Raw genomic sequence first — 24,710 nt, 5'->3', positions numbered from 1 at the left:
AATTGTTGTTTTTACGTACAATTTTTAGGAGGAACCTCATTTTTTGTATGTTGGGCTTTTTATCACAAATAGCCGTGCTTATAAATCTTCGTAGATAGGTGGATGTTCAAGGTATTCTAAAATCTTGATGAAATCTAAAAACGATAAGATCAATGTTGTCGTGTTGACATTTGGATGAAATCCTACGGTAGAGGTTTGATCAATGGCTGAGTCAATGACTACTTGAATCGCTTTTTCTTGATCATGCATCAATGCAAAAGGTGTAACAGTACCGGGAGCTACCCCTAATAAATCAAGGAGCTGTTCTTCTGAAAGAAAAGACAAACGCTTCTCATTCAGCTGTTCTGCAAGTTGTTTCAAATTTGCCTGCTTTTCATCAGGTAAGATAACAAGATAAATTTGTTTCCCTTTTTTTGCTTTTAACACGAGATTCTTCACTTGAGGTCCTGGTAGTGTAAATGGCAGATTTTTGACAGAAGTAATCGGTGGATGATCCACCTTTTGATAGGGAATGCCTAGTAAATCAAGTAATTGATAGGCTTCTTTTTCAGTAGCCAAAACCATCGATTGATCGCTTCCTTTCTTTTTCTTTCATTCATTATAAAAAAATAATTGACAAAAGAAAAATAATCGTGTAAATTACACGTAAGTTAAAATCAACGACATCGAAAAGAAGAGTAGCGATTAAATGTTTGAAGAGAGTCTCTGGCAGGTGGAAAGAGATAGCAGTTAATGGTGAAACACATCTTGGAGTCGATTTTCTGAAATACAGTAGGAAAATCCGGGAAGCCCGTTACAGCTGCGGTCATTGTTTGATGACCAGATAAGGTTAGTTTCCGTGAGGGACTAGCAAAAAAAGGTGGAACCACGTAATTTACGTCCTTTGGTCATTTGACCGAAGGACGTTTTTTTTATTTTCGTGTGAAGTAAATGTCCAACAACAATTACTTTTGTTTTACCTCATTTTCTGGAATGACTGCGTGAGGTTTCTTTTGTGAAAAAGAAACAAACAGAGGTGGGAACACGTGTGATGCGTCCTCTTGACGAGAGTCAAGGGGATTTTTTTATTTAAAAGGAGGAAGAAAGAAATGAATTATTTGCTGGAAGTCATGCCACAACTATTAGTAGGGGCTCTTACAACGTTGAAATTATTTATTTTTACCTTGATTGGATCATTGCCATTAGGGATCATTTTAGCATTAGGGTTGTCTTTACATTTTAAACCAATTCGTTATATCTTGCAGACCTATGTCTGGGTCATGCGTGGTACACCGTTATTACTACAATTGATTTTTGTTTTTTATGGATTGCCAACGATCGGGATCGTCTTTGACCGTTTTGAGGCAGCATTATTGGCTTTTGTTTTAAATTATGCCGCTTATTTTGCTGAGATTTTTCGTGGGGGGATTCAATCGATTCCCCAAGGACAATATGAAGCTGCGCAAGTGTTACAGTTGAGTCCTTTTCAAACCGTCACAAAAATCATTATCCCACAAGTGACAAAAATCGTTTTACCATCGGTTGGGAACGAAGTGATTAACTTAGTGAAAGACTCTTCATTGATCTATATCTTAGGACTAGGAGACGTTATGCGAGCAGGGAAGATTGCGATGGAACGTGATGCAACATTGCTACCATTACTAGGTGTGGCTTTCATCTATCTAGCACTAACCGGTATCTTAACGATCATCATGAAACAAGTAGAAGGAAAATTAAACTATTATCGCTAGGAGGAATGGACATGATTGAATTAAAGAAAGTAAGTAAAGCATTTGGAGAAAAGAAAGTAATCAACGCGTTAGATCTAGTCATTCCAGATGGTCAAACCATGGCGATCGTCGGTCCTTCTGGTGGAGGGAAAACGACACTTTTGAGAATATTAGCAGGATTGGAAAAAGCAGACAGTGGGGAATTTTATCTGGATGGTGTAGCCTTTGACCCATTTGAATTGAAAACGAAAGAGCAAGTCGTAGGTGTTGTTTTCCAAGATTTTCAACTGTTTCCACACTTAAGTATTTTTGACAATATCACTTTAGCGCCTAAAATGGTGTTGAAGCAATCGAAAGAAACGTATACGAAAAAAGCACAGGAATTAGCCGATTCACTTGGGATCAGTGATTTGCTCAACAACTATCCTTATCAATTATCTGGCGGTCAAAAACAACGGGTAGCGATCGCACGTGCCTTGGCAATGAATCCTCGAGTTCTTGCTTATGATGAACCGACAAGTGCCTTAGACCCTGAGCTGCGACAACAAGTAGAAAACTTGATCGTCTCATTGAAGGCAGAAGGTGTGACACAAATCATCGTAACCCATGATTTGGTGTTTGCGGAAAATGTGGGAGATCAACTCGTGAAGGTCATCCCAAACAAGTAAGAAGGAGGGACACTTGATGAAAAAAATCAGTTTGCTACTTGCGATAGTTGCAGGGATCGTCTTTCTTTCTGGTTGTAGGAATGAAAAGACAGATAAAGACAATTGGTCAACGATTCAATCAGAAAAAAAGATCATCATCGGGTTAGATGACACCTTTGTACCGATGGGGTTTCGTGATAAAGAAGGAAAACTAACAGGTTTTGATATTGACCTTGCTAGAGCAGTTTTTAGAGAATATGACATCAAAGTCGTTTTCCAACCCATTGACTGGTCCATGAAAGAGTTTGAATTGAATAATGGGACGATTGATCTTATTTGGAATGGGTATACTAAAACAGCTGAAAGAGCAAAAAAAGTCCAATTTTCAAAACCTTATATGCAAAACGAACAAGTCCTGATCACTACGAAAAAATCAGGGATCACCAGCTTTGCTCAAATGAAGGACAAAATCCTAGGAGCTCAAAATGGTTCTTCTGGTTATGATGCCTTTATCAAACAACCAAAAATATTAAAAGATATTGTAAAAAATCAGGATGCTGTTTTATATGATAGCTTTAATGAAGCATTGATCGATTTGAAGAGTGGACGGATCGATGGGTTATTGATGGATAAAGTATATGCTGGTTATTACTTGAAGCAAAAAAATGAGTTGGATCAGTTCAATATGATCAAAGGGGATTATCAAAGCGAAGATTTTGTCGTGGGTGCCCGAAAGAAAGACAAGGAATTAGTGAAGAAAATCAATGAAGGGATTGCGGAATTAGAAAAAACAGGAGAATTCCAACAAATCTCAGACAAATGGTTTGGTGAAGATGTGACACCCGTTCAGAAGTAAACAGGCAATCTAACATCATTGAGTGTCTTAAAAAGAAGCGTGGTAATTTGAGTGTCTCTTAGTTCACACGATAAAACCTATGAAATTAACCTGCGCCAAATGAATAAGCAAGAATTTTTGAAACACATATTTTAAAAAATTCTTGCTTATTTTTTGTCTGAAAAATTCCAATGATCATAAAATTGTTCAATGATTGATTTCTCCTTTTGTATTGAAAGGGGTTTCGTGTTATTCTTTTTTAGTAAGGATTGAAGCAAGAAAGGAAGAGATTGATGGAACACCAAAAATTAACTGAATTTCCCCAAGACTTTCTTTGGGGATCAGCCTCAGCGGCTTATCAAGTTGAAGGAGCCTGGCAAGAAGACGGCAAAGGAGAATCGGTCTGGGATCGTTTTGTCCGTATTCCAGGGAAAACTTTTAAAGGAACAAACGGCGATCTAGCGGTTGATCACTATCATCGCTTTAAAGAAGATATTGCTTTAATGAAAGAACAAGGATTGAAAGCGTATCGTTTTTCAGTTGCTTGGACTCGCATTTTTCCTAATGGTCGTGGGGAAATCAATCAAGCAGGGTTAGCTTTTTATGAAGAGCTGATCGACGAGTTGATTGAAAACGGGATTGAACCAATGTTGACATTGTATCATTGGGATCTTCCACAAGCCTTGCAAGATGAGTATGCAGGTTGGGAATCACGCCAAATCATTGAAGATTTCACTAATTATGCTGAAACATTATTTAATGCTTTTCGAGGAAAAGTCCATTATTGGATCAGCTTGAATGAACAAAATATTTTTACTTCACTAGGCTATTTATTAGCTGCTCATCCACCAGGTGTTACTGATCCGAAACGGATGTATCAAGTGAACCATATTGCTAACTTAGCAAATGCAGCAGTGATCAATAAATTTCATGAATTAGGAATGCCAGGTAAAATCGGTCCAAGTTTTGCTTACACACCTAATTATCCAATCAACAGCGATCCTAAAAATATTTTAGCTGCAGAAAATGCGGAAGATTTGATGGCTCATTACTGGATGGATGTCTACATGTGGGGCAAGTACCCGATCGCCGCTATGAAATTTTTAGAAGAACGTGGCTGGGCACCTGAAATGGTTGAAGGAGACGCAGAACTGCTTGAATCTGCTAAACCAGACTTCTTGGGGATCAACTATTATCAAACAGCTACTAATGCCTTTAATCCGTTGGATGGTGTAGGAGCTGGCAAAATGAATACGACTGGGAAAAAAGGATCTTCTGAAGAAACAGGCGTCCCAGGAATGTACAAAAAAGTCGACAATCCTTTCGTTGAACGTACGAATTGGGATTGGGAGATCGACCCAGAAGGATTGAGGATCGCTTTAAGACGGATTACGAGTCGCTACCGGATGCCTGTATTGATTACTGAAAATGGTTTAGGGGAATACGATGAATTGACAGAGGACAAAAAGATCCACGATGAGTATCGTATCGCTTACCTTTCAAGTCATGTCAAAGCGATTAAAGAAGCGATCTCAGATGGTGCTGAAGTCCTTGGCTATTGTACGTGGTCTTACACTGATCTGTTAAGTTGGTTGAATGGCTACCAAAAACGTTATGGATTTGTTTATGTCGATCAAGATGAAACTCAAGCAGGATCATTGGATCGCTACAAGAAAGATAGTTACTATTGGTACCAACAAGTGATCAAAGAAAATGGCTCAACGATCTGACCTTTTTGATAGTAAACGTTCAGGGAAATAAAGCGTGATCGCTTTTATCTAAAAATAGAAGCAGTGAGGATAAAACTTTCCAGCTTCATTGAGTTCACTGAATGAACCAAATGAATTGAATGAACCGAAATTCCCAAAAACTTTCTTGGTTTTTGTGGAATTTCGGTTTTTTTATCATAGTTTCTCGATAGGGGTGCAGGATCTAGCCATTGGTTATTTGAAAAAGTTTCTTAAAGTATATAAATACAGTGTTCGAAAAGAAAAACTTTAAACTTAGAAACAAAACTTTTGTTCCCTCGCTTTTTTTTGTATAATGGAACTTGATGAAATGAGGGATAAAAATGGCAAAGAAAAAACGTCCTGCAAAGAAAAAGAAAAAGACGAAAAAGCAACAACAGCAGCAGGAACAACTTCTTGCGATCAGTATCGGATTTGCATTGATCTTATTTGCCGTATTTGGCTTTTTAAAACTAGGTTTTTTAGGTATTTTAGTGGCAAATGGTTTTCGGATCATTGCAGGGAACACTTATCAGCTTCTCTGTATATTATTAGCTATTTTAGGTTTTTGGGTCGTTGTAAAAAATACCGATTTTAAAATCGGTAAAAGCCGTCGGTGGTTTGGAGGCATTCTTTTTTACTTAGGAATTCTTCTCTTTTTACATGCCCATCTATTCGGAAAACTCCATAGTGGCGAACCAAACATTCTAGGAACCACTTGGGATCTGTTAGCAAGTGACATCCAGCATGCTCGAGTCAGCAGTAATGTTGGTGGTGGGATGGTTGGAGCAGCACTCTATAATTTTACGTATTTCTTGATTGCTCAACCTGGTAGTTACTTTGTTGCCATTTTATTATTAATAAGTGGTGCAATTTTATTTAGCAATATCGAAGGCTATCAATTAGTCAATAGCTTGCAAGTGATGGGAGAACGAATGCAAGAACTGCTGGAAGGAGATCCTGCAAAGCAAGCGAAGAAACAAGCGGCGAAAGAAGAACGGCAAAAGCAACGAGCGAAAGCACGAGAAGAGAAAAAATTAGCAGCAAAAGAAGCGGCAGAAGCTGAGATTGCTGAGCTGGAAAAACGTCGTTCCGCTGAACAACAAGCAAAATCTGCGCCTTCTTATGAAAAAATAGCAGATGATGAACCAGAACAACTCAGTTTTGTACCAATCGATAGTTTTCAAGGAACTGTCCCATCTGCGACAATGGATATGCCAAAAGCAGAGCCAACGGTCACAACGCCTACTGCATCTGAACCGTTAGAAGCAGAGAGCTTAGAAGATGATGGGACAGCATTAGAATTTGAAATCGAAGCAGAGCAGGAAAATCAAGATTATGAATTACCGTCAATCGATTTACTGGACTCGGTAAAAACGACGGATCAAAGTGACGAGTATAAAAAAATCGAGAAAAATATCGGAGTCTTGGAACAAACTTTTCAAAGTTTTGGCGTAGATGCGAAAGTCGTCAAAGCAAGTTTAGGACCCTCTGTGACAAAATTTGAAGTCCAACCAGCAGTGGGTGTCAAAGTAAGTAAAATCGTCAGTTTAACGGATGACATTGCATTAGCATTAGCGGCTAAAGATGTTCGGATGGAAGCACCGATCCCAGGTAAATCATTGATCGGAATCGAAGTACCGAATAGCAAGATCAGCATGGTGTCATTTAGAGAAATCATCGAAGCACAACCCAACCATCCAGATAAGCTGTTAGAAGTACCATTAGGAAGAGATGTTTCTGGGCGAGTCCAAACCGCAGACCTTTCTAAAATGCCTCACTTATTAGTAGCCGGATCGACAGGTAGTGGGAAATCGGTAGCAATCAATGGAATCATTACCAGCATTTTGATGCGAGCAAAACCCCATGAAGTCAAATTGATGATGATCGACCCCAAAATGGTGGAATTGAACATGTACAATGGGATTCCTCATCTTTTGACGCCAGTTGTGACTAACCCGAGAAAAGCTGCTCAAGCGTTGCAGAAAGTCGTTCAAGAAATGGAAGAACGTTATGAAAAATTCGCTGCTACTGGTGTTAGAAATATTACTGGTTATAATGAATTTGTCCAACAAAAAAACTTGGAAAATGGAACGAAACATCCTACCTTACCATTTATCGTGGTGATTGTGGATGAATTAGCTGACTTGATGATGGTTGCCAGCAATGAAGTCGAAGATGCTATTATTCGTTTGGCCCAAATGGCACGGGCAGCGGGAATCCATATGATTTTAGCGACCCAACGTCCAAGTGTGGATGTTATCACAGGGATCATCAAAGCGAATGTTCCTTCTCGTATGGCATTTGCAGTCTCTAGTGGAACGGACTCACGTACGATCATTGACTCCAATGGTGCGGAAAAGCTTCTCGGACGTGGGGATATGCTCTTCTTGCCAATGGGTGAAAACAAACCGATACGGGTTCAAGGTGCATTTATTTCTGACCACGAAGTAGAACGAGTGGTCAACTTTGTAACAGATCAACAAGAAGCACATTATGAAGAAAAAATGATGCCTTCTGATGAAGTAGAATCAGGCGGTACCGCAGAACAACCACAAGATGAATTATTTGAAGAAGCTAAAGCACTTGTCATTGAAATGCAGACAGCAAGTATTTCATTATTGCAAAGAAGATTTAGAATTGGTTATAATCGGGCAGCACGCTTAGTCGATGAATTAGAAGCGCATGGCGTAGTAGGACCTTCAGAAGGAAGTAAGCCAAGAAAAGTCTTCATTGAGCAAGTCGAAGAACCAATGGATATGATGCCAACGGATCACGAAACATAGAAAAAGTGCGTATGTGCTTGTCAGTTCTAACAATGAAACCGAAGAAACGCCAAAAATAACTTTGGGTGTTCTTCGGTTTTTTTATGAGATTGATCACTTATTCATAAAAATCAAAAAAACGATAGTTAAAAAAGGAGGATCATCCATAAACAGCCTAAGATTTGGTATCTTTGTTTTGTGAACTATTGCATTAGTCGTTAGAATCAGTTATAGTATGTAGCGATACTTTGAAAAAAAGAGGGAAACGATTTTGGAAAAACAATCCATTTATGGTTTAACAATCGAAGAATTAACCAATTGGTTTTTAGAAAACGGCGAAAAAAAATTCCGTGCCGCCCAAGTGTGGGAATGGCTTTATCAAAAGCGTGTCAAAGACTTCTCCGAAATGACCAACTTGTCAAAAAACTTGATAACAAAGTTAACGGATCAGTTTGTGATCAATCCGTTAAAACAAATAGTGGTTCAAGAAGCAACGGATGGCACAGTCAAATATCTATTTGAATTACCAGATAAAAATATGATCGAAACAGTCTTGATGAGACAAGAATATGGATTATCTGTATGTGTGACGACACAAGTCGGCTGTAATATTGGTTGTACTTTTTGTGCAAGTGGTCTGTTAAAAAAGAATCGAGATTTGACAGCTGGAGAAATCGTGGCACAGATCATGATGGTTCAACACTATTTTGATGAACGACAAGAAGGAGAAAGAGTGTCCCATGTGGTTGTGATGGGCATTGGCGAACCGTTCGACAATTATGATAATGTCATGAACTTCTTACACATCATCAATGATGCCAAAGGGTTGGCAATTGGCGCACGACACATTACTGTTTCAACAAGTGGTTTGGCAAATAAGATCAAAGAATTTGCTGATAATGGGTTGCAAGTCAATTTAGCGATCTCATTACATGCACCAAATAACGAGATTCGGACCTCCATCATGCGGATCAATCGGAGTTTCCCAATCGAGAAATTGATGGCTGCAGTAGATGAATATCTTGAAAAAACCAATCGACGAATCACGTTTGAATACATCATGTTGAATCAGGTCAATGATCGTCCGGAGCATGCACAACAATTAGCGGATCTATTAAAAGACAAAAAGAAATTAACGTATGTGAATTTGATCCCTTATAATCCAGTCAGTGAACATGACCAATACTCTCGAAGTCCTAAAGCAGATGTGCTGAAATTTTATGATGTATTGAAAAAGAATGGTATCAATTGCGTGATCCGTAAAGAACACGGTACAGATATCGACGCTGCGTGTGGTCAATTACGGAGTAAACAAATGAAAAAAGAAAAAGCAACGACTAAATAGCATTAGCTAATATCCAACATCCATGGAGAAGAAACAACAAAGACGACAAAGCCTTATGCTTTGTCGTCTTTTGCTGAGTTTTCTTAGAACCTCAATTTACTGTTTGTTCTTGCGGTTCATCCCAATGCCATACAATATCCATGAGAGAACAAAACAGGATAATGCATACAGAATATCTTTTGTCACGTTCAAGACAGCAAGACTTGAGATGATTGATAATGATAAAAATAGTAACAGTTTCCGATCCTTCATAAGACTCCTCTATTATTTAGTAATTCTGCATACATTCTGATGCGTATAATCATTGAATCCTTTTTTATGCAAGTGAGGGGATTGAATGGAAACCAATGTTCCTAATCTGTCCCATTCGTTAGTGATTCGTTGCATGATTGTTTGTAAAGGGGTGTTATTGATCCTAATCATAATACTATTTATTTAGCCATGGATGAAAAAGCTATTTGTTAACGATTGGAGTCTATTAGTAAATTAATAATTTTTATAAGAAATGATAGTTCATCAATTTATTCTTGAAATGTCAGTTAGCACAGCTGTTTCAAAAAATTCTTTCTTATTGTCATCGGAGCTACCCGATGTTTTTACGACCTCTGATTCACGGCGTTCAAGAAGCAACTCCTCAGCAATAAGCGATGATTTTCTAAAATATGAGAAGCTATTTTAAAAAATCCTCTCTTATTCGCTCGGAGCTGAACGCTTCTTTCACGACCTTAAGCATAAACTTTTCTTTTTTCTTTCTAGTACTGCTAAAATAGGCAGAAAAGGGAGGGATAGCGATGATTATCAGTGAGTTTGATCGTGAGAATATTGTCTTGCGAGATCAGCTTGCAGATCTTTTAAGATTGACTTGGCCTGATGAGTATGGGACAGAGCCGATGAAAGAAGTCGAACAGTTGATGGTTCCAGAACGGATTGCTGTATCGGCGATTGAAGGGGAGGAATTGGTCGGTTTTGTTGGAGCGATCCCTCAATATGGCAAAACAGGGTGGGAGTTACATCCTTTGGTAGTAGCAAGCGCGCATCGCAAACAACAAATCGGGACACGATTGGTTTCCTACTTGGAAAAAGAAGTTGCTTCATATGGCGGCTTGGTTATCTATCTAGGGACAGATGATGTTGAAGGACAAACCAATTTAATTGCAACGGATTTATTTGAAGATACCTTTGCAAAGTTACAAGAAATCAAAAATATCAATCATCATCCCTATACATTTTATGAGAAACTTGGCTATCAGATCATCGGTGTGATCCCAGATGCGAATGGGTGGAACCAGCCTGATATTTGGTTAGCAAAACGAGTGGCCAAAAAGGAGCCAACGGAATAAATTAAGACACTAATATTAGAGAAATGAACGATCCATTTTGTTCTCTAGTATTAGTGTTTTTTTGTTAGAATAAAAAATTATAATCTTTTTATGAGCTAAATCCGAACATTATAGCTGTTTTTACGATTTATTTTTTTTTGATGAAAATTATTTTATTTTTTTATCAAGTAGAAATAAAACCTTATAAAATAAGTGTATTTTCAGAAAAGAACAATAAATATTTCACTATAATGACATTATTTTAAAAAAAACCGAGAAAAAAGTATTGCTTTTTTAATAATTATTCATTAAACTCTTAAACAACTCAGAAAAAACTAATTATTCTGAAAATTTCGACAAAAGGGGTACGGGAAATGAAAAAGAAATGGGCATTTAGTGTTGTAGCCTTGAGTGGGCTGGTACTTGCAGGCTGTTATGGCGGAAGCGCAAATACAAAAAGTAGTAATTCAGCGAGTGGCAACTCTACAGATGGAGGCGGAGTATTCAATTTAGTCGTACCTCAAGAAATGCCAACAGCAGATTTATCTTTAGCAACGGATACAATTAGTTTCACTGCACTAAATAATGTGTATGAGGGAATCTATCGTTTAGATAAGGATAGTAAACCACAACCAGCAGGAGCGAGTGAACTGGCAGAAGTTAGTGAAGATGGGTTGACTTACAAGATCAAATTGCGTGAAGACGCTAAATGGTCCAATGGTGATCCAGTAGTTGCGGCTGATTATGTTTATGGTTGGCAACGTACAGTGGATGCTGCCACAGCTTCTGAATATGCGTATCTTTTTGCTCCAGTAGCGAATGCAGAAGAAATCACAGCAGGCAAAAAAGATAAATCAGAATTAGGAATCAAAGCAGTAGGCGATCATGAATTAGAAATCACATTGACGAAACAAACGCCATACTTCCAATATTTACTTGCTTTCCCATCATTCTTCCCGCAAAAACAATCAGTGGTGGAAGAAAACGGTGATGCTTATGCTTCAGCAAGTGATAAAGCAGTATACAATGGACCATTTACCTTAACAGATTTTGACGGACCAGGGACAGATACTGAATGGTCATACAAGAAAAATGATAACTATTGGGATAAAGATGCAGTGAAGTTATCTGAAATCAAAGTTAGTGTGGTCAAAGAATCTTCTACAGCATTGAATCTCTTTAAAGACGGTCAAGCAGATGACGTCATCCTTTCAGGGGAACTCGCTCAACAAAATGCGAATGATCCAGCATATACGTCAGTCAAAGAAGCACGTACGAGCTATATTGAGTTGAACCAACGTGAAGCTGATTCACCATTTAAAAATGTCAACTTAAGAAAAGCTATTTCATACTCAATCAATCGTGATGCGTTAGTGAAACAAGTTCTAGGAGATGGATCGGTTGTGTCAACTGGCTTGATCCCAGCGGACATGTCTAAAAATCCAGAAACAAAGGAAGATTTTGCGAAAGAAGCAGGCAAACTTGTTTCTTACGATAAAGACAAAGCAAAAGAATATTGGGAAAAAGCGAAAAAAGAACTTGGCATTGATTCCCTTGAATTCAATTTGATGGCTTCAGATGATGATGCATCGAAAAAAGTGATCGAGTATATCCAAAACTCAATCCAAGAAAATTTAGATGGCGTAAAAGTTAAACCAACACCAGTCCCATTCTCCGTTCGTTTAGACCGTTCGTCTTCAGGTGATTTTGATACTGTATTAGGCGGTTGGGCAGCGGACTATGCTGATCCAAGCAGCTTTACGGACCTATTTGTTGCAGGTAACTCTTATAACCGCGGACAATGGAGTAATGCGGACTACGACAAAGTAGTAGATGACTCAGGGAATAAAGATGCCGGCGATGAGCAAGCACGTTGGGCGGATCTACAAGAAGCAACTAAAATCATGGCAGACGATATGGGTGTGATCCCAGTTTACCAAAAAGCAGAAGGACACTTAGTCAATGAAAAAGTCAAAGGAATTGTCCACCACGCTGCAGGAGCTTCATGGGATTACAAATGGACTTATGTAGAAGAATAGGCAAACATTAAGACAAAAAAAGCGGACTAGAGATTAAGGCAGTTGTCTTAATCTCTCTCCACTTTTTAAAGGTTACGTATCATAGAAACGAAAAAATCACCAGCACGATAGAAAGAGCAAGCAAGATTCCGGCAATGATCAGCCAAAAGGTATACATACCATAGCTGGCAGACGAGAGTGAAGAAAATTCTGGTTTTTTCTTGCGGTTTCTTGTTCGGGCTAAATAGATCGATCGTTGAAAATGATCAAAGAAACCCGAGGAAAAAACCCATAAAAATCCGCCGATAATCAAAAACGGCATCGCACATAAAAATAAATCATTTGATAATTGAGTGAGTGTTAGTTGATGATTCAAACTATTTTTTACAATAATCAGGAGAATCAAGACACCAGCAATCAGGTAGGGAAGAGACTTCTTTTTCATCAGTTTGCTCCTTTATCTTTGGTTCATTCATTAATAATGTAGCGAAACATTTGTCAGAAGTCAAAAGCTAGGGGGAAACATTAGTGAATAGTTATCTAAAATATGTATTGAAACGTGTCTTCTTTATGGCCATTACGCTTTGGTTGATTGCCACAATCACGTTCTTCTTAATGCAATTATTACCAGGAACACCTTATACCAACCAAGAGCGCTTGAGTCCTGAAACGATCGCTATGTTGAATCAACAAGTTGGACTGGATAAACCTGTGATCGTCCAATATGGTATTTACTTGTCAAATTTACTTCAAGGAGATTTCGGTATCTCTTTCCAATTTAAAAATCAGCCTGTTGCTCATTTATTAGCTGGTAGAGTAGGACCTTCATTACAACTAGGACTACAAGCGATTATTTTTGGAACAGTGATCGGTACGATCTTAGGAACGATTTCAGCAATGAAGCAAAACACTTGGGCAGATACTTCTTCCACGTTGGTTGCTATTTTGGGTCGCTCGATTCCTAACTTTGTTTTTGCAGTCTTATTACAATATATTTTTGCGATCCGCTTGCATGTACTGCCGATTGCTAAATGGGACGGCTTCATTTATACAATCCTTCCAACCATTGCATTGGCTATGTCACCTTTAGCCGATTCAGCTCGTTTTATCCGAACAGAAATGGTCGAAGTATTACACAGCGATTACGTGGAATTAGCGAGAGCCAAAGGATTAAGCCGTTGGGAGATCGCCTTTAAACATGGTCTTCGTAATAGTTTGATCCCATTAATGACATTGTTAGGACCGTTAGCAGTTGCTTTGATGACTGGTTCGTTAGTAGTCGAAAATATTTTTGCCATCCCTGGTATTGGTGAGCAATTCGTTAAATCGATCACGACGAATGATTATCCAACGATCATGGCAGTAACGATCCTTTACTCATTTATGTTGATCTTTGTGATTTTAGTCGTTGACCTGCTGTATGGTTTAGTTGATCCAAGAATCCGTGTTTCAGAAGGGAGTCGAAGCTAGATGGAACTGATACCAAAACGTTATGAAACAATAGCAGATATTCCTGCAGATAAATTTCTTCCGCTACAAAAAAACACTGAAGAAGAACGAGAACAAATTGCAGCTCCATCGCTAAATTTCATTCAAGATTCTTGGCGACGTTTAAAGAAAAACAAAGCCGCAGTCGTTTCGATGATTTTACTATCAGTGATCATTTTGATCTCGATCGTTACGATCTTTGTTTCGCCACACAACCCAACGGCACAAAATATTGATTACATCAATCTACCCCCACGTATTCCAGGGTTAAATATCGATGGATTGAATGGAAAAGCGATGGTTGGTGGTGAGTTAGTCGATAAATATGCCCAAGCAAATGTTCCAGCAAATGTGAATTTCTTTTTAGGAACGGATGGTCTAGGACGTGACGTATTAAGTCGGCTATTCATGGGAACACGAATTTCCTTACTGATCGCTTTTATTGCTGCATTATTAGATGTGACGATCGGTGTTGCTTATGGGCTGATTTCTGGTCTGCTAGGCGGACGAATCGACAACGGAATGCAACGTTTCTTAGAGATCTTATCTGGGATTCCTAATCTGGTAGTCATGATTTTAATGTTGGTTGTTTTTGAACCAGGTATTTTTTCCATCGTGGCAGCAATGGCGATCACGAACTGGATTCCGATGGCTCGTATCGTTCGAGCGCAAACCCTGAAACTGAAAGATCAAGAATATGTGTTAGCTGGTATGACATTAGGTGAATCGAAATTGAAAATTGCCTTCAAACACATTTTACCGAACATTTCCAGTGTAATCATTATTCAAATGATGTTTAGTATTCCATCGGCAATTTTCTTTGAAGCCTTTTTAAGTTTCATTGGTTTGGGGCTGACGCCACCATCTGCTTCATTGGGAACAATGCTGAGTGATGGCTATAAAACTTTCTTGTACCTGCCATATCTATTATGGATCCCTGCGGCAACGTTGTCTGTTATCATGATCGGCTTCAATTTACTAGCTGACGGATTACGTGATGCCTTTGACCCTAAAATGAAAGAGTGAGGAATATGACAAAAGTTCTTGAAGTTAAAAATTTGCAAATCTCATTTGATACGTACGCTGGGAAAGTCCGAGCGATCCGTGGTGTCAATTTTCATTTAAACAAAGGTGAGACTCTAGCAATTGTTGGAGAATCTGGTAGTGGGAAATCAGTCACTACCAGAAGTATCATGAGATTGTTATCAAGTAATGCTACGATCGATTCGGGCGAGATTTTATTCAAAGGGAAAAATATTGTTGATCAATCAGAAAAAGCCATGCAAAAAATTCGTGGAAAAGAAATCGCAATGATTTTCCAAGATCCAATGACTTCTCTCGATCCTACGATGACGATTGGGAAACAAGTGGCTGAATCCTTGCGAAAACACAATAAAGTTTCGAAAAAAGAAGGACAAAAAGCAGCATTGGAATTACTAAACTTAGTCGGGATTCCTGAGGCTGAAAAACGGATCAACAGTTATCCTCACCAATTTTCAGGAGGACAACGGCAACGGATCGTCATTGCGATTGCGTTGATCTGTTACCCGGAGATCTTGATCGCTGATGAACCAACAACTGCATTAGATGTTACGATTCAAGCCCAGATTTTAGAACTGCTAAAAGAAATCCAAACGAAAATCGATACCTCGATTATCTTCATCACACATGACTTAGGTGTAGTAGCAAATGTAGCGGATCGGGTAGCGGTGATGTATGGCGGAAAGATCATTGAAGTCGGAACCTCGGAAGAAATTTTTTATCATCCGCAACATCCTTACACTTGGGGCTTGTTAGGTTCGATGCCGACCTTAGATAGTGCGAATGAACGACTTTATGCGATCCCGGGTTCACCACCTGATTTATTGAACCCACCTAAAGGCGATGCCTTTTATCCACGGAATGAATATGCCTTGCAGATTGATGCAGAAGAAGAACCACCATTTTTTGAATTATCAAAAACACATCAAGCAGCAACTTGGCTTTTAGCACCTCAAGCACCAAAAGTAGAGCCACCTGAAGAAATCAAACGTCGTTGGGCGATTTTTGAAGAAAAGCAAAAAGCGAATGGAGGGATGACGAATGCCAAAAAAACTGCTAGAGGTTAATGGTCTAAAACAATATTTCAATATTGGGAAGAAAAATGAAGTTCACGCAGTCAATGATATTAGCTTTCATATTTATGAAGGGGAAACCTTTGGCTTAGTTGGTGAATCCGGTAGTGGTAAATCAACCACTGGGCGGACAGTCATTCGCTTAAATGAACCGACCGATGGCGAGATTTTCTTTGACGGAAAAGATGTCACCAAGCTAAAAGGAAAACAAGAAATGGCTAAGTTTCGCCGTGAGGTTCAGATGATCTTCCAAGACCCTTATGCATCATTGAATCCTCGAATGAAAGTTCGTGACATCATTGCAGAAGGGATCGATGTCAATGGATTGGTCAAGTCTCCAGAAGAACGTTCAGAAAAAGTGGATGAGCTTCTTCGAACGGTAGGATTGAATCCAAGCCATGGTACACGTTACCCTCATGAATTTTCAGGAGGACAACGACAACGGATCGGGATTGCACGTGCCTTAGCAGTTAATCCTCGTTTTATTATTTGTGATGAGCCGATTTCGGCTTTAGACGTATCGATTCAAGCGCAAGTGGTCAATTTATTACAGGATCTGCAAAAACAACAACAACTAACGTACTTATTCATTGCTCATGATTTATCCATGGTCAAACATATCAGTGATCGGATCGGTGTCATGCACAACGGTCGTTTATTGGAAATGGGAACTAGTGATGAGATTTACCATCATGGGGTTCATCCTTATACGGAAAGTTTATTATCTGCAATTCCACTACCAGATCCCGATCATGAAAGACAGCGGAAAAGAATCAAGTATCAACCAGAACCAGAAGATGGGCAAAAACGGACATTAAGAGAAATTGCCCCAGAGCATTTTGTCTATGCGACAGAGCAAGAAGTGGTTTATTACGCAAAAAAATTGAAACGACAAAAAGAAGCGAGCTTACTTGTGACGTCTTAGGAGGTAAGTGCTGATGCTAAAAGCCTTTAAATTCCGAATTTATCCCACGGCTTCACAAAAGCAATGGTTTGTTCAAAATTTTGGCTGTGTTCGTTTTACGTATAACCACTTACTAAAAGCCCGTCAGGAAAGCTACGCTAAAACAGGTGTCATCGATTATACACTGACTCCTGCTTCTTTAAAAAAGCAATATGATTTTTTAAAAAAAGCAGACAGCTTAGCGCTTGCGAATGCACAACTAAATCTAGATCGTGCGTTTCGTAATTATTTTAAAAAACGTGCCAGTTTTCCAAAATTGAAAAATAAAAAAAGTATGTGGCAGTCTTATACAACAAATAATCAAAAAGGCACAATTTATTTGAAAGATAAGTATCTAAAACTGCCAAAACAGAAAGAACTCATTCAGGTAAACCTCCATCGACCAATCGAAGGAGAGATTCGTTCAGCGACGATCTCCTCACGTTATAATGAAGCTTTTTATGTTTCTTTACTCTGTGAGGTTTCAGCGAAAGAAATAACAGAGTCTCGTCGTTGGATCGGTGTGGCTTATGATCCGCAAAAACTAATCGAGACATCCTCTCCAGTTGATGTACCATTACCATTGTTGAAAAAAACTGAAAAAGAAATGCAGCTGGCTAAGAGAAAATTAGGGATTAAGGGACGGGCAGCTCAGAAACGAAAAGCTCGTTTGGAACGATCGAAGAACTATCAAAAACAAAAGCGTAAAGTAATGGATCTTTATTTAAAACAAAAATTTCAAAAAGAAAATTATTTGGAACAGTTATCTGGCAAATTGATTCGTTATTATGACTATTTGTTTGTAGAAGCTGTCCCTAATGAAACTTTCTTGTCAGACTTCTCACTTCAAGATTGGTATAAATTAGTGACTAAGCTGAGGTATAAAGCAAACTGGTATAATAAAACGTTGATTTTGATCAATATGAATGAACAAACCGATCCTTTAGTGATTAAAAAAAGTCTAGAACTAGAAAAAATCGGGAAACAAGTGATTTTTGAATAAATGAACTGGTAGGAGCGCTAGGGATCGCCTTGTTGATAAAAAACACTTGCTGTTTTTGTTTCTAGGAATTTTCTTCTCAAGAAAAGCTCACTAATTATGATAAACCAAACAAGGAGGTAATGACCTTTCTGGCTAACCTCTAAAATAAGCCGAAGAATACCAAAAGCATTGCTTTTGTGTAATTCTTCGGCTTATTTATTTATGAGAAGTATTTATCCATCAGATGGTCATTAATGGGTGACTGATCAGGTATTTGCTGATTACAGAAAAATCCAATAAAAATCTTTGGTATTTCAGCTTTCTGAAATCTTCAACTTATTCATAGTTTCCAGGCTTCAACTGATAAATCTTGGATGGACGCCCGATTCCTACTGGTCGTTCACCAATTTCATCAAAGTATTGCAGCATCGCTTTTTTGAAATTTGAATGATCAATCATTTTAAAATCGATCCCTAAAAATTTTGCAAATACTTTTCGGGCTTCTGTAATCGTAAAATCTTTACCTAATACTTGTAAGACTTGTGGTTCATGTTCCATTTTATTTGTCACTCGATTAAATGCTTTCGTAATGATCTCACTATGGTCAAATGCTAAAGTATCTTTGCCAGAAGATTCACTTGTCAGTAAATCTAAAGAAATAGCAACTTCATCACTTGTTAGATGGATTTTGTTTCCTTGGCGTGTCAAGGTAAACCATCGGACTTCTTCTGCATCGTCACCAGCAATCAACGGTTCTTCACCAATAAAAGCCAAGTAACTGACAGTCACGACCCAGCCTCGAGGGTCTCGGTTCGGTGTGCTGAAGGTGTGTAGCTGCTCAATATTTTCCTGAGAAATCACGACACCCGTTTCCTCTTTGGTTTCACGTAAGACACTTTCACCAGTGGATTCATTCTTTTGGACAAAACCACCTGGTAAAGCCCATGAATTTCGGTAGGGATGCCCTTTTCTTTGGATCAGTAAAATTTTTAACTGGTCTTCTTCCTTGTTGTAACACATCAACACGATATCAACAGTCAAAGAAGGTTTGTCATATTCTGGGCGTTCTTGCTTTTGATACCAGTCAAGAAAATCAGCTTCACTTGCTTCATGTTCATAATATAACTTTTCCTCTTCTTTAGAAGCAAATTGTTTCATCTTTTAACCTCCTGATGACGTTCTTGTTTAAATATACTTTTATCTTATTTTAGCAGACTCCAAAAAAAAACCAAAGTTTTCCTTGGAGAAAGACTTCTATACTTAGATAGGGAATAAAAACGGTAGGAGTAAATTGAAGAAGAAGAAAAGTAAATAGATTAGTAACAGTTTTCTATTTTCTTCACGAAGCGTTACATACCCACAAAAAATGATATAAAAATTGAGAACAAAACGAAAAACTTGGGTAAATAAAAGAAACTGATTCAAGCTTCCTTGGAGGTTAAAATAACCATATAATCGTATATAAAAATAGCTGAACAGCCAGTGTAACACTGAAAGCAGTGCAATACTGATTGTAAAATAAAGATGTTTTTTTTGCATAAAATTTCAGCCTTTCTTGGACAATGAACTGTCTATTAGTCGTAAACATAAACAACCTATTTCAGATCCACTTGCTTTTGGGTTGTTATAAAAAGGTTTATTTAGAAGGGAGAACGATGTATTCTTCCTATAAGCAGCTATTAAGTCGAAGCTATGTTTCGTCAAAATAAAACAACGGAACTGCTACAAGATTCCGTGACATTGTGAGAGATAACCTACATGTAAACATGCTGCTTACTAAAAACGAAACTTACTGATTCCTAGGTTTCTTCTCACACACTATTAATTATTATAACATGTTTTACTAGGAAAATAATAAAGAGGAAAGGCATTTGTTAGAGGGTAGCGAAAAAATCGTCGCAGTCTTTTTGATTTATGGTATACTAGCAAGGAAATGAATTCGCATCATGCGATAAAGGAGGAAGAGCCCCATGGCAGAAAAGGAAACTTTTTATATTACGACGCCAATCTATTATCCAAGTGGCAAACTGCATATTGGTAATTCGTATACAACGATTGCCTGTGATGCAGTTGCACGTTATAAGCGATTGATGGGCTTTGATGTGTTTTATCTAACTGGGGTGGATGAACACGGTCAAAAAATAGAAAAAAAAGCAGCAGAATTAGGTGTTGAACCACAAGCCTATGTCGATAAGATGGCTGCGGATGTGAAAAAACTTTGGAAAACGCTGGATATCAGTTATGACAAATTCATTCGAACAACGGATGATTATCATAAAGCGGCTGTTCAAAAAATCTTTGATCGTCTAGTTGAACAAGGCGATATTTATCTTGGCGAATATGAAGGCTGGTATTCTGTTTCGGATGAAGAATTTTTCACTGAAACACAATTAGCAGAAGTTTATAAAGACGAAGAAGGAAATGTAATCGGTGGGAAAGCTCCAAGTGGGCATGAAGTCGAATTAGTCAAAGAAGAATCTTATTTCTTCCGTATGAGCAAATATGCTGATCGTCTTTTAGAGTATTACCAAGAGCATCCTGAATTTATCCAACCAGAATCTCGTAAGAAAGAAATGATCAATAACTTTATCAAACCAGGGTTAGAAGATCTTGCTGTTTCCAGAACAACATTTAGTTGGGGGATCCCTGTGAAAGACGACCCTAAACATGTCGTTTATGTTTGGATCGATGCGTTATCCAACTATATTACTGCATTAGGTTACGGCTCTGATGATGATAGCTTATTCCAAAAATATTGGCCGGCAGATGTCCATATGGTTGGAAAAGAAATTGTCCGTTTCCATACGATCTATTGGCCAATCATGTTGATGGCATTAGATTTACCGTTACCGAAAAAAGTCTTTGGTCACGGTTGGTTGTTGATGAAAGACGGAAAAATGTCTAAGTCAAAAGGAAACGTGGTTTATCCAGAGATGCTAGTTGAACGTTATGGTCTCGATGCGTTACGTTACTATTTACTTCGTGCTGTTCCATTTGGTTCAGATGGCGTATTTACACCAGAAGATTTTGTTTCTCGGGTCAACTATGACTTGGCGAACGATCTTGGAAACCTATTGAATCGTACCGTTGCAATGATCAATAAATATTGTGATGGGATCGTTCCTGACTATGCTTCTTTAGTGACTCCTTTTGATAGTGAATTATCAACAACAGCTGCAAATGTCGTCGGACGATATCATGATGCGATGGAAAAAATGGAGTTCAATACGGCATTAGCTGAAATTTGGGTCTTGATTTCTCGTGCAAATAAATATATCGATGAAACAGAGCCATGGGTTTTAGTCAAAGACGAGGACAAGAAAAAAGAATTAGCGAGTGTAATGATCCATCTAGCAGAATCATTACGGATCACTGCGATCTTATTGCAACCGATCATGACAGAAACGCCAATTAAAATTTTTAATCAATTAGGACTAGACCCAGAAACGATGAATCTTCAAGGCTTGCACTTTGGCGAATTTCCTTCTGGAACAAAAGTGGTTGCTAAAGGTACACCAATTTTCCCACGGTTGGACATGGAAGAAGAAATCAGCTATATCCAAGCGAAAATGTCTGAAGGAACACAAACGAATGAAGAATCAGTGAAATGGGACCCCGAAGAAACTGAGCTTGTTTCAGCTAAAGACAAACAAATCAAATTTGATGTATTTGAAAAAGTGGAATTAAAAGTAGCTGAAGTCATCAACTGTCAAAAAGTTGAAGGAGCAGATAAGCTATTGCAATTCCGTTTAGATGCGGGAGATAACCAAGACCGTCAAATTTTGTCAGGTATCGCTGAATTTTATCCTGATCCCAGTGAATTGATCGGCAAAAAACTAGTGATCGTAGCGAATTTGAAACCACGTAAGATGCGTGGACAAATCAGTCAAGGGATGATTCTTTCTGCAGAAGCACCCGATGGCACGTTACAAGTAGTCGAAGCGCCAAAATCAATGCCAAATGGTTCAGAAATTGGGTAAGATGAACATCCATATGATTTAGGTCAATAATCAGTAAGCGTGAATGGTGAGCCAATCATCATAAAAAGTAGTGTAGTCAAATGATGTTGGTAAAGAATAATCTTAGAATAATTTGGACAGAAAGAAGAAATACTTCTTTCTGTCTTTTTTATTTGGTTGGTTTTAACACGACGAATCATAAAACGTCGCAATAACTGGACTTCTAACAAAAGATCCTAGAGGGGACGACAAATGACAATGTGGATATTCTTCGGGCGTGTATTGAAGAGTATCTTTGCCAATCAATTAAATTTGCCATTATATTTTTTTGGGTTAAATTATTTTCCTCAAAATAGATAATTAGGTTTAGAATATTTAAAGTCCTTCGATAAGCTGAGTATAAGCCATTTTGAGTCCTCCTATGAATTGATTCGTCAAATTAATTCTAAAGGATTCCAGGTGTCTTTTTTACCCTTTTACATCATAAAAAAGATGTTGGCGAATTTCATCGACATCAAAGTTCATCTTGTTACAATTAAACTACCATGATATAATTTAAGTAGTGTATTTGTAACGAAAGAAGAGGTAAGTAAATGCAAGATAAATTGAAAGAATTGTTGGCTATTCGCGATGGAAATTTATCTATGAAGGAAGCCAGAAAATTTGGAATCGCAGCAACTACTGTACAAAGATTGGTGAATAAAGGAAAATTGATCAAAGTTGATCGTGGTTATTATGTAGAGGATGGTCATGGAATAGATGATTTATTTTGGCTTCAGCAACGATTTTCCAGGGGAATCTTTTCTCATGAAACGACTTTAGATATTTACCAGCTTTCTACGAATATGCCGAAATTCATTCATTTAACTTTTCCCCATGGATACAATGTTGATCGTTCAATTACAAAAGAGCAGCAGTTACAATTTCATTTCGTGAAGAAAGAAGTTTATGAGCTAGGAAAAGTAGAGGGAACTTCCTTCCAAGGGAATCCTATTACTATGTATGATAAAGAGCGTACACTTTGTGATATTTGGAATCCGAGATATGAAATTGAATACGAAATGAAATTAGCAGCATTAAAAGAGTACATGGAAGATCCATTGAGAGATCCGAGCAAATTAAGAGATTATATGACAAAACTACATGTAGAAAAAGAAATGAAATACCACATGCAAAGCTTATATTAATGGAGGGAAAAGATGACACCGACACAATTTGCATCAAAAACCAGAAATTTAGCAAAGAGTACAGGGCTAAATGCACAGTTAGTACAACGGCATTTTATGATGGATCGTTTAATTGAACAAATTTCTGAATCAAAGTACAAAAATGACTTCATTTTGAAAGGTGGCTTTTTATTAGGATCAAAATATGGAATCGATAGAAGGACAACAATTGATATCGACACGACATTTAGAAATAGCAAATTTTTTTTAAATGGAACTTGGGGATCTGGAAAAACTGAATGTTTAAATATGGTAAGCAATCAAGCAGAAGAAAAAAATTTTATATTTTTAAAATTGTGGGAGTTGAAAGATGAGATTGTCGATAGTCATTCAAGAATGTCGTTTTGGACACACCGACATTTTTGAATGACTATTGACAGTATTTATCAAAATTAGGACTTATTAACTTGATTTTAAACTGACGAAATTAATAATAAATTAATTAGGAGAATAAGCGATATAAATATTTTTTAAGCGAGGGTATTCGATTAAATCGATAGTAAACACTCCATCGTATGGGATAAGTTTATTTGATTTCAAAGATTTATTTTTTGTTTTATAGAGGCTAACTGTCATTTCGTCAGCACCACTTTCTACATAATACCCAGCTTCATTTCCTGTGATATGTAAAATAATTTTTAATTGATGGTCTTCAAGAAAAACTTCCTTTATTTCATGTTTCTTTAAGGTGGAAATTTCAGAATTTTTTGGAAGAACATCCTTAACAAAAATTATCGTAGGTTTTTTTGGATATAAAAGAAAAATGATAGTCCCAATAGCCACTAATAGTAATCCAGCCAAAATAACAGAGATCTTTTTTATCTTTTTTTTCTTTGTTAAATCATTATCCACGGCTTCCATTATTTTTTGATCTTCATTCAAAAGATAATCAAGAGATACACCTAAAACATTAGATATATCAATAATTGTTTGAATATCGGGATAATTTCTACCAATTTCCCAATTTGAAATCGCTGAACGACTTACATTTAATTGTTCAGCCAAATCCGCTTGGGTCAAATTCATTTTCTTCCTTTCTTGTTTTAACAGTTTTCCAAATTCCATAAAAACCTCCTATATTTCTTTTTCCTTTTTAATTATATTTAAACATAAAAAGAGGTACAATTAGTCAGAAATTGTGGAATATGACCATTATCATGATGTCACAGATTGTGACTTCATACAATCGAGATAACCAAGTTTTTGTAAACGATTTTAAAAGACGGAAAATAACAAAGCTGATATTTATGTAAAATGAATCAATTTTTAGGAGACTATTTTATAAATATGTAATACTTGTTCTAATCATATGATTAGCATTAAATAAACGAGGACGTCCATACGCCATTTTCTCTCTATTTTTTAGGTTGACACAATTAAGTTTTAAGAATATACTCTAAACGAATTGAATATTTCTTCGGGGCAGGGTGTAATTCCCGACCGACGGTGACGAGTTTACTCGAAGTCCGTGACCCACATTTTTGTGGTTGAGCCAGTGAGAATCTGGCACCGACAGTTAAAGTCTGGATGGGAGAAGAAAAATCGACTGAAGATCGGTTTTATTTGTATTAAAATCGATTATCTTTAGGTTTATTTAGTTATGCCCTGTGATTAATTTCGCAGGGCTTTTTTT

At 37.6% G+C, this 24,710-nt stretch carries 21 protein-coding genes, 1 pseudogene, 1 riboswitch and 1 other annotated feature; of the genes and pseudogenes, 17 read left to right on the top strand and 5 right to left on the bottom strand.

The window, feature by feature from the left end:
• Nucleotides 1-78: 78 nt before the first annotated feature.
• Nucleotides 79-564, bottom strand: a complete 486-nt coding sequence (locus IGJ23_RS10990; protein ID WP_081128492.1) for a prolyl-tRNA synthetase associated domain-containing protein — start codon at nt 562-564, stop codon at nt 79-81.
• A 92-nt stretch (nt 565-656) separates the two neighbouring features.
• Nucleotides 657-887, top strand: a binding site (T-box leader).
• Nucleotides 888-1,088: 201 nt separating this feature from the next.
• Between IGJ23_RS10990 and IGJ23_RS10985 the strand changes: the two genes are divergently transcribed.
• The 8 genes from IGJ23_RS10985 to IGJ23_RS10950 all read left to right on the top strand — a co-directional run bounded on the left by IGJ23_RS10985 (nt 1,089) and on the right by IGJ23_RS10950 (nt 12,386).
• On the top strand, nt 1,089-1,730 hold the full coding sequence (locus IGJ23_RS10985; RefSeq protein ID WP_010720797.1) for an amino acid ABC transporter permease: 642 nt from the start codon (nt 1,089-1,091) through the stop codon (nt 1,728-1,730).
• An 11-nt stretch (nt 1,731-1,741) separates the two neighbouring features.
• Nucleotides 1,742-2,377: an amino acid ABC transporter ATP-binding protein gene (locus tag IGJ23_RS10980; RefSeq protein ID WP_010720796.1), complete on the top strand. Its 636-nt coding sequence runs from the start codon at nt 1,742-1,744 to the stop codon at nt 2,375-2,377.
• Nucleotides 2,378-2,393: 16 nt separating this feature from the next.
• Complete coding sequence (locus IGJ23_RS10975; RefSeq protein ID WP_010720795.1) at nt 2,394-3,212, top strand: amino acid ABC transporter substrate-binding protein; 819 nt, start codon at nt 2,394-2,396, stop codon at nt 3,210-3,212.
• Between the two features lie 272 nt (nt 3,213-3,484).
• The gene (locus IGJ23_RS10970; RefSeq protein WP_010720794.1) at nt 3,485-4,921 is read left to right on the top strand and encodes a glycoside hydrolase family 1 protein; all 1,437 of its coding nucleotides are present in this window, start codon (nt 3,485-3,487) and stop codon (nt 4,919-4,921) included.
• A gap of 341 nt (nt 4,922-5,262) precedes the next feature.
• Nucleotides 5,263-7,704: a DNA translocase FtsK gene (locus tag IGJ23_RS10965; protein ID WP_034700630.1), complete on the top strand. Its 2,442-nt coding sequence runs from the start codon at nt 5,263-5,265 to the stop codon at nt 7,702-7,704.
• 250 nt (nt 7,705-7,954) lie between these two features.
• A complete protein-coding gene (gene rlmN, locus IGJ23_RS10960; protein WP_010737151.1) occupies nt 7,955-9,028 on the top strand; it encodes a 23S rRNA (adenine(2503)-C(2))-methyltransferase RlmN in 1,074 nt (357 codons plus the stop codon).
• Between the two features lie 791 nt (nt 9,029-9,819).
• A complete protein-coding gene (gene aac(6'), locus IGJ23_RS10955; RefSeq protein WP_438774953.1) occupies nt 9,820-10,368 on the top strand; it encodes an aminoglycoside N-acetyltransferase AAC(6')-Ii in 549 nt (182 codons plus the stop codon).
• A 353-nt stretch (nt 10,369-10,721) separates the two neighbouring features.
• Nucleotides 10,722-12,386, top strand: a complete 1,665-nt coding sequence (locus tag IGJ23_RS10950; RefSeq protein WP_438774952.1) for a peptide ABC transporter substrate-binding protein — start codon at nt 10,722-10,724, stop codon at nt 12,384-12,386.
• Nucleotides 12,387-12,465: 79 nt separating this feature from the next.
• On the opposite strand, the gene IGJ23_RS10945 is transcribed toward IGJ23_RS10950, so the two are convergent.
• The gene (locus IGJ23_RS10945) at nt 12,466-12,810 is read right to left on the bottom strand and encodes a DUF3899 domain-containing protein (RefSeq protein ID WP_010720788.1); all 345 of its coding nucleotides are present in this window, start codon (nt 12,808-12,810) and stop codon (nt 12,466-12,468) included.
• Between the two features lie 83 nt (nt 12,811-12,893).
• Here IGJ23_RS10945 and opp3b point away from each other — a divergent pair, with 83 nt between their 5' ends.
• The 5 genes from opp3b to IGJ23_RS10920 are packed head-to-tail and all read left to right on the top strand — an operon-like array spanning nt 12,894 to nt 17,913.
• Nucleotides 12,894-13,835, top strand: coding sequence for an oligopeptide ABC transporter permease (opp3b, locus tag IGJ23_RS10940; RefSeq protein WP_010720787.1), 942 nt, complete (start codon nt 12,894-12,896; stop codon nt 13,833-13,835).
• A complete protein-coding gene (locus IGJ23_RS10935; protein ID WP_010737155.1) occupies nt 13,836-14,879 on the top strand; it encodes an ABC transporter permease in 1,044 nt (347 codons plus the stop codon).
• Nucleotides 14,880-14,884: 5 nt separating this feature from the next.
• Nucleotides 14,885-15,961 carry an ABC transporter ATP-binding protein gene (locus tag IGJ23_RS10930; RefSeq protein WP_010720785.1) on the top strand — a complete coding sequence of 359 codons (1,077 nt, stop codon included), beginning with the start codon at nt 14,885-14,887 and terminating at the stop codon, nt 15,959-15,961.
• Complete coding sequence (locus tag IGJ23_RS10925; protein ID WP_178285690.1) at nt 15,936-16,892, top strand: ABC transporter ATP-binding protein; 957 nt, start codon at nt 15,936-15,938, stop codon at nt 16,890-16,892. Before IGJ23_RS10930 ends, IGJ23_RS10925 begins: the two co-directional genes overlap by 26 nt.
• A 13-nt stretch (nt 16,893-16,905) precedes the next feature.
• Nucleotides 16,906-17,913 (top strand): RNA-guided endonuclease TnpB family protein, encoded by a 1,008-nt coding sequence (locus IGJ23_RS10920; protein WP_034700625.1) that lies wholly within the window; start codon nt 16,906-16,908, stop codon nt 17,911-17,913.
• Between the two features lie 315 nt (nt 17,914-18,228).
• On the opposite strand, the gene IGJ23_RS10915 is transcribed toward IGJ23_RS10920, so the two are convergent.
• Together IGJ23_RS10915 and IGJ23_RS10910 are read right to left on the bottom strand one after the other, a co-directional pair.
• Complete coding sequence (locus IGJ23_RS10915; protein WP_010737158.1) at nt 18,229-19,050, bottom strand: NUDIX domain-containing protein; 822 nt, start codon at nt 19,048-19,050, stop codon at nt 18,229-18,231.
• Between the two features lie 102 nt (nt 19,051-19,152).
• Nucleotides 19,153-19,431, bottom strand: coding sequence for a hypothetical protein (locus tag IGJ23_RS10910; RefSeq protein WP_081128502.1), 279 nt, complete (start codon nt 19,429-19,431; stop codon nt 19,153-19,155).
• Between the two features lie 431 nt (nt 19,432-19,862).
• Here IGJ23_RS10910 and metG point away from each other — a divergent pair, with 431 nt between their 5' ends.
• From metG to IGJ23_RS10890, 4 genes and pseudogenes are all read left to right on the top strand, one after another.
• On the top strand, nt 19,863-21,872 hold the full coding sequence (gene metG / locus IGJ23_RS10905) for a methionine--tRNA ligase (RefSeq protein ID WP_438774951.1): 2,010 nt from the start codon (nt 19,863-19,865) through the stop codon (nt 21,870-21,872).
• A 572-nt stretch (nt 21,873-22,444) separates the two neighbouring features.
• Nucleotides 22,445-23,038, top strand: coding sequence for a type IV toxin-antitoxin system AbiEi family antitoxin domain-containing protein (locus IGJ23_RS10900; protein WP_010737159.1), 594 nt, complete (start codon nt 22,445-22,447; stop codon nt 23,036-23,038).
• 12 nt (nt 23,039-23,050) lie between these two features.
• Nucleotides 23,051-23,278 (top strand): annotated as a pseudogene (locus IGJ23_RS10895) (nucleotidyl transferase AbiEii/AbiGii toxin family protein); the annotation flags it as partial.
• Complete coding sequence (locus IGJ23_RS10890) at nt 23,252-23,443, top strand: P-loop NTPase fold protein (RefSeq protein ID WP_341352418.1); 192 nt, start codon at nt 23,252-23,254, stop codon at nt 23,441-23,443. The pseudogene IGJ23_RS10895 and the gene IGJ23_RS10890, both read left to right, overlap by 27 nt.
• 72 nt (nt 23,444-23,515) lie before the next feature.
• On the opposite strand, the gene IGJ23_RS10885 is transcribed toward IGJ23_RS10890, so the two are convergent.
• Complete coding sequence (locus IGJ23_RS10885) at nt 23,516-24,142, bottom strand: helix-turn-helix domain-containing protein (protein ID WP_010720777.1); 627 nt, start codon at nt 24,140-24,142, stop codon at nt 23,516-23,518.
• A gap of 344 nt (nt 24,143-24,486) precedes the next feature.
• Nucleotides 24,487-24,620, top strand: a riboswitch (FMN riboswitch).
• The last annotated feature ends 90 nt before the right edge of the window (nt 24,621-24,710 follow it).

It is taken from the genome of Enterococcus sp. DIV1682a (assembly GCF_051711005.1).
GTDB lineage: Bacteria > Bacillota > Bacilli > Lactobacillales > Enterococcaceae > Enterococcus_B > Enterococcus_B hirae.
This window is presented reverse-complemented; position numbering and strand designations above follow the sequence as displayed.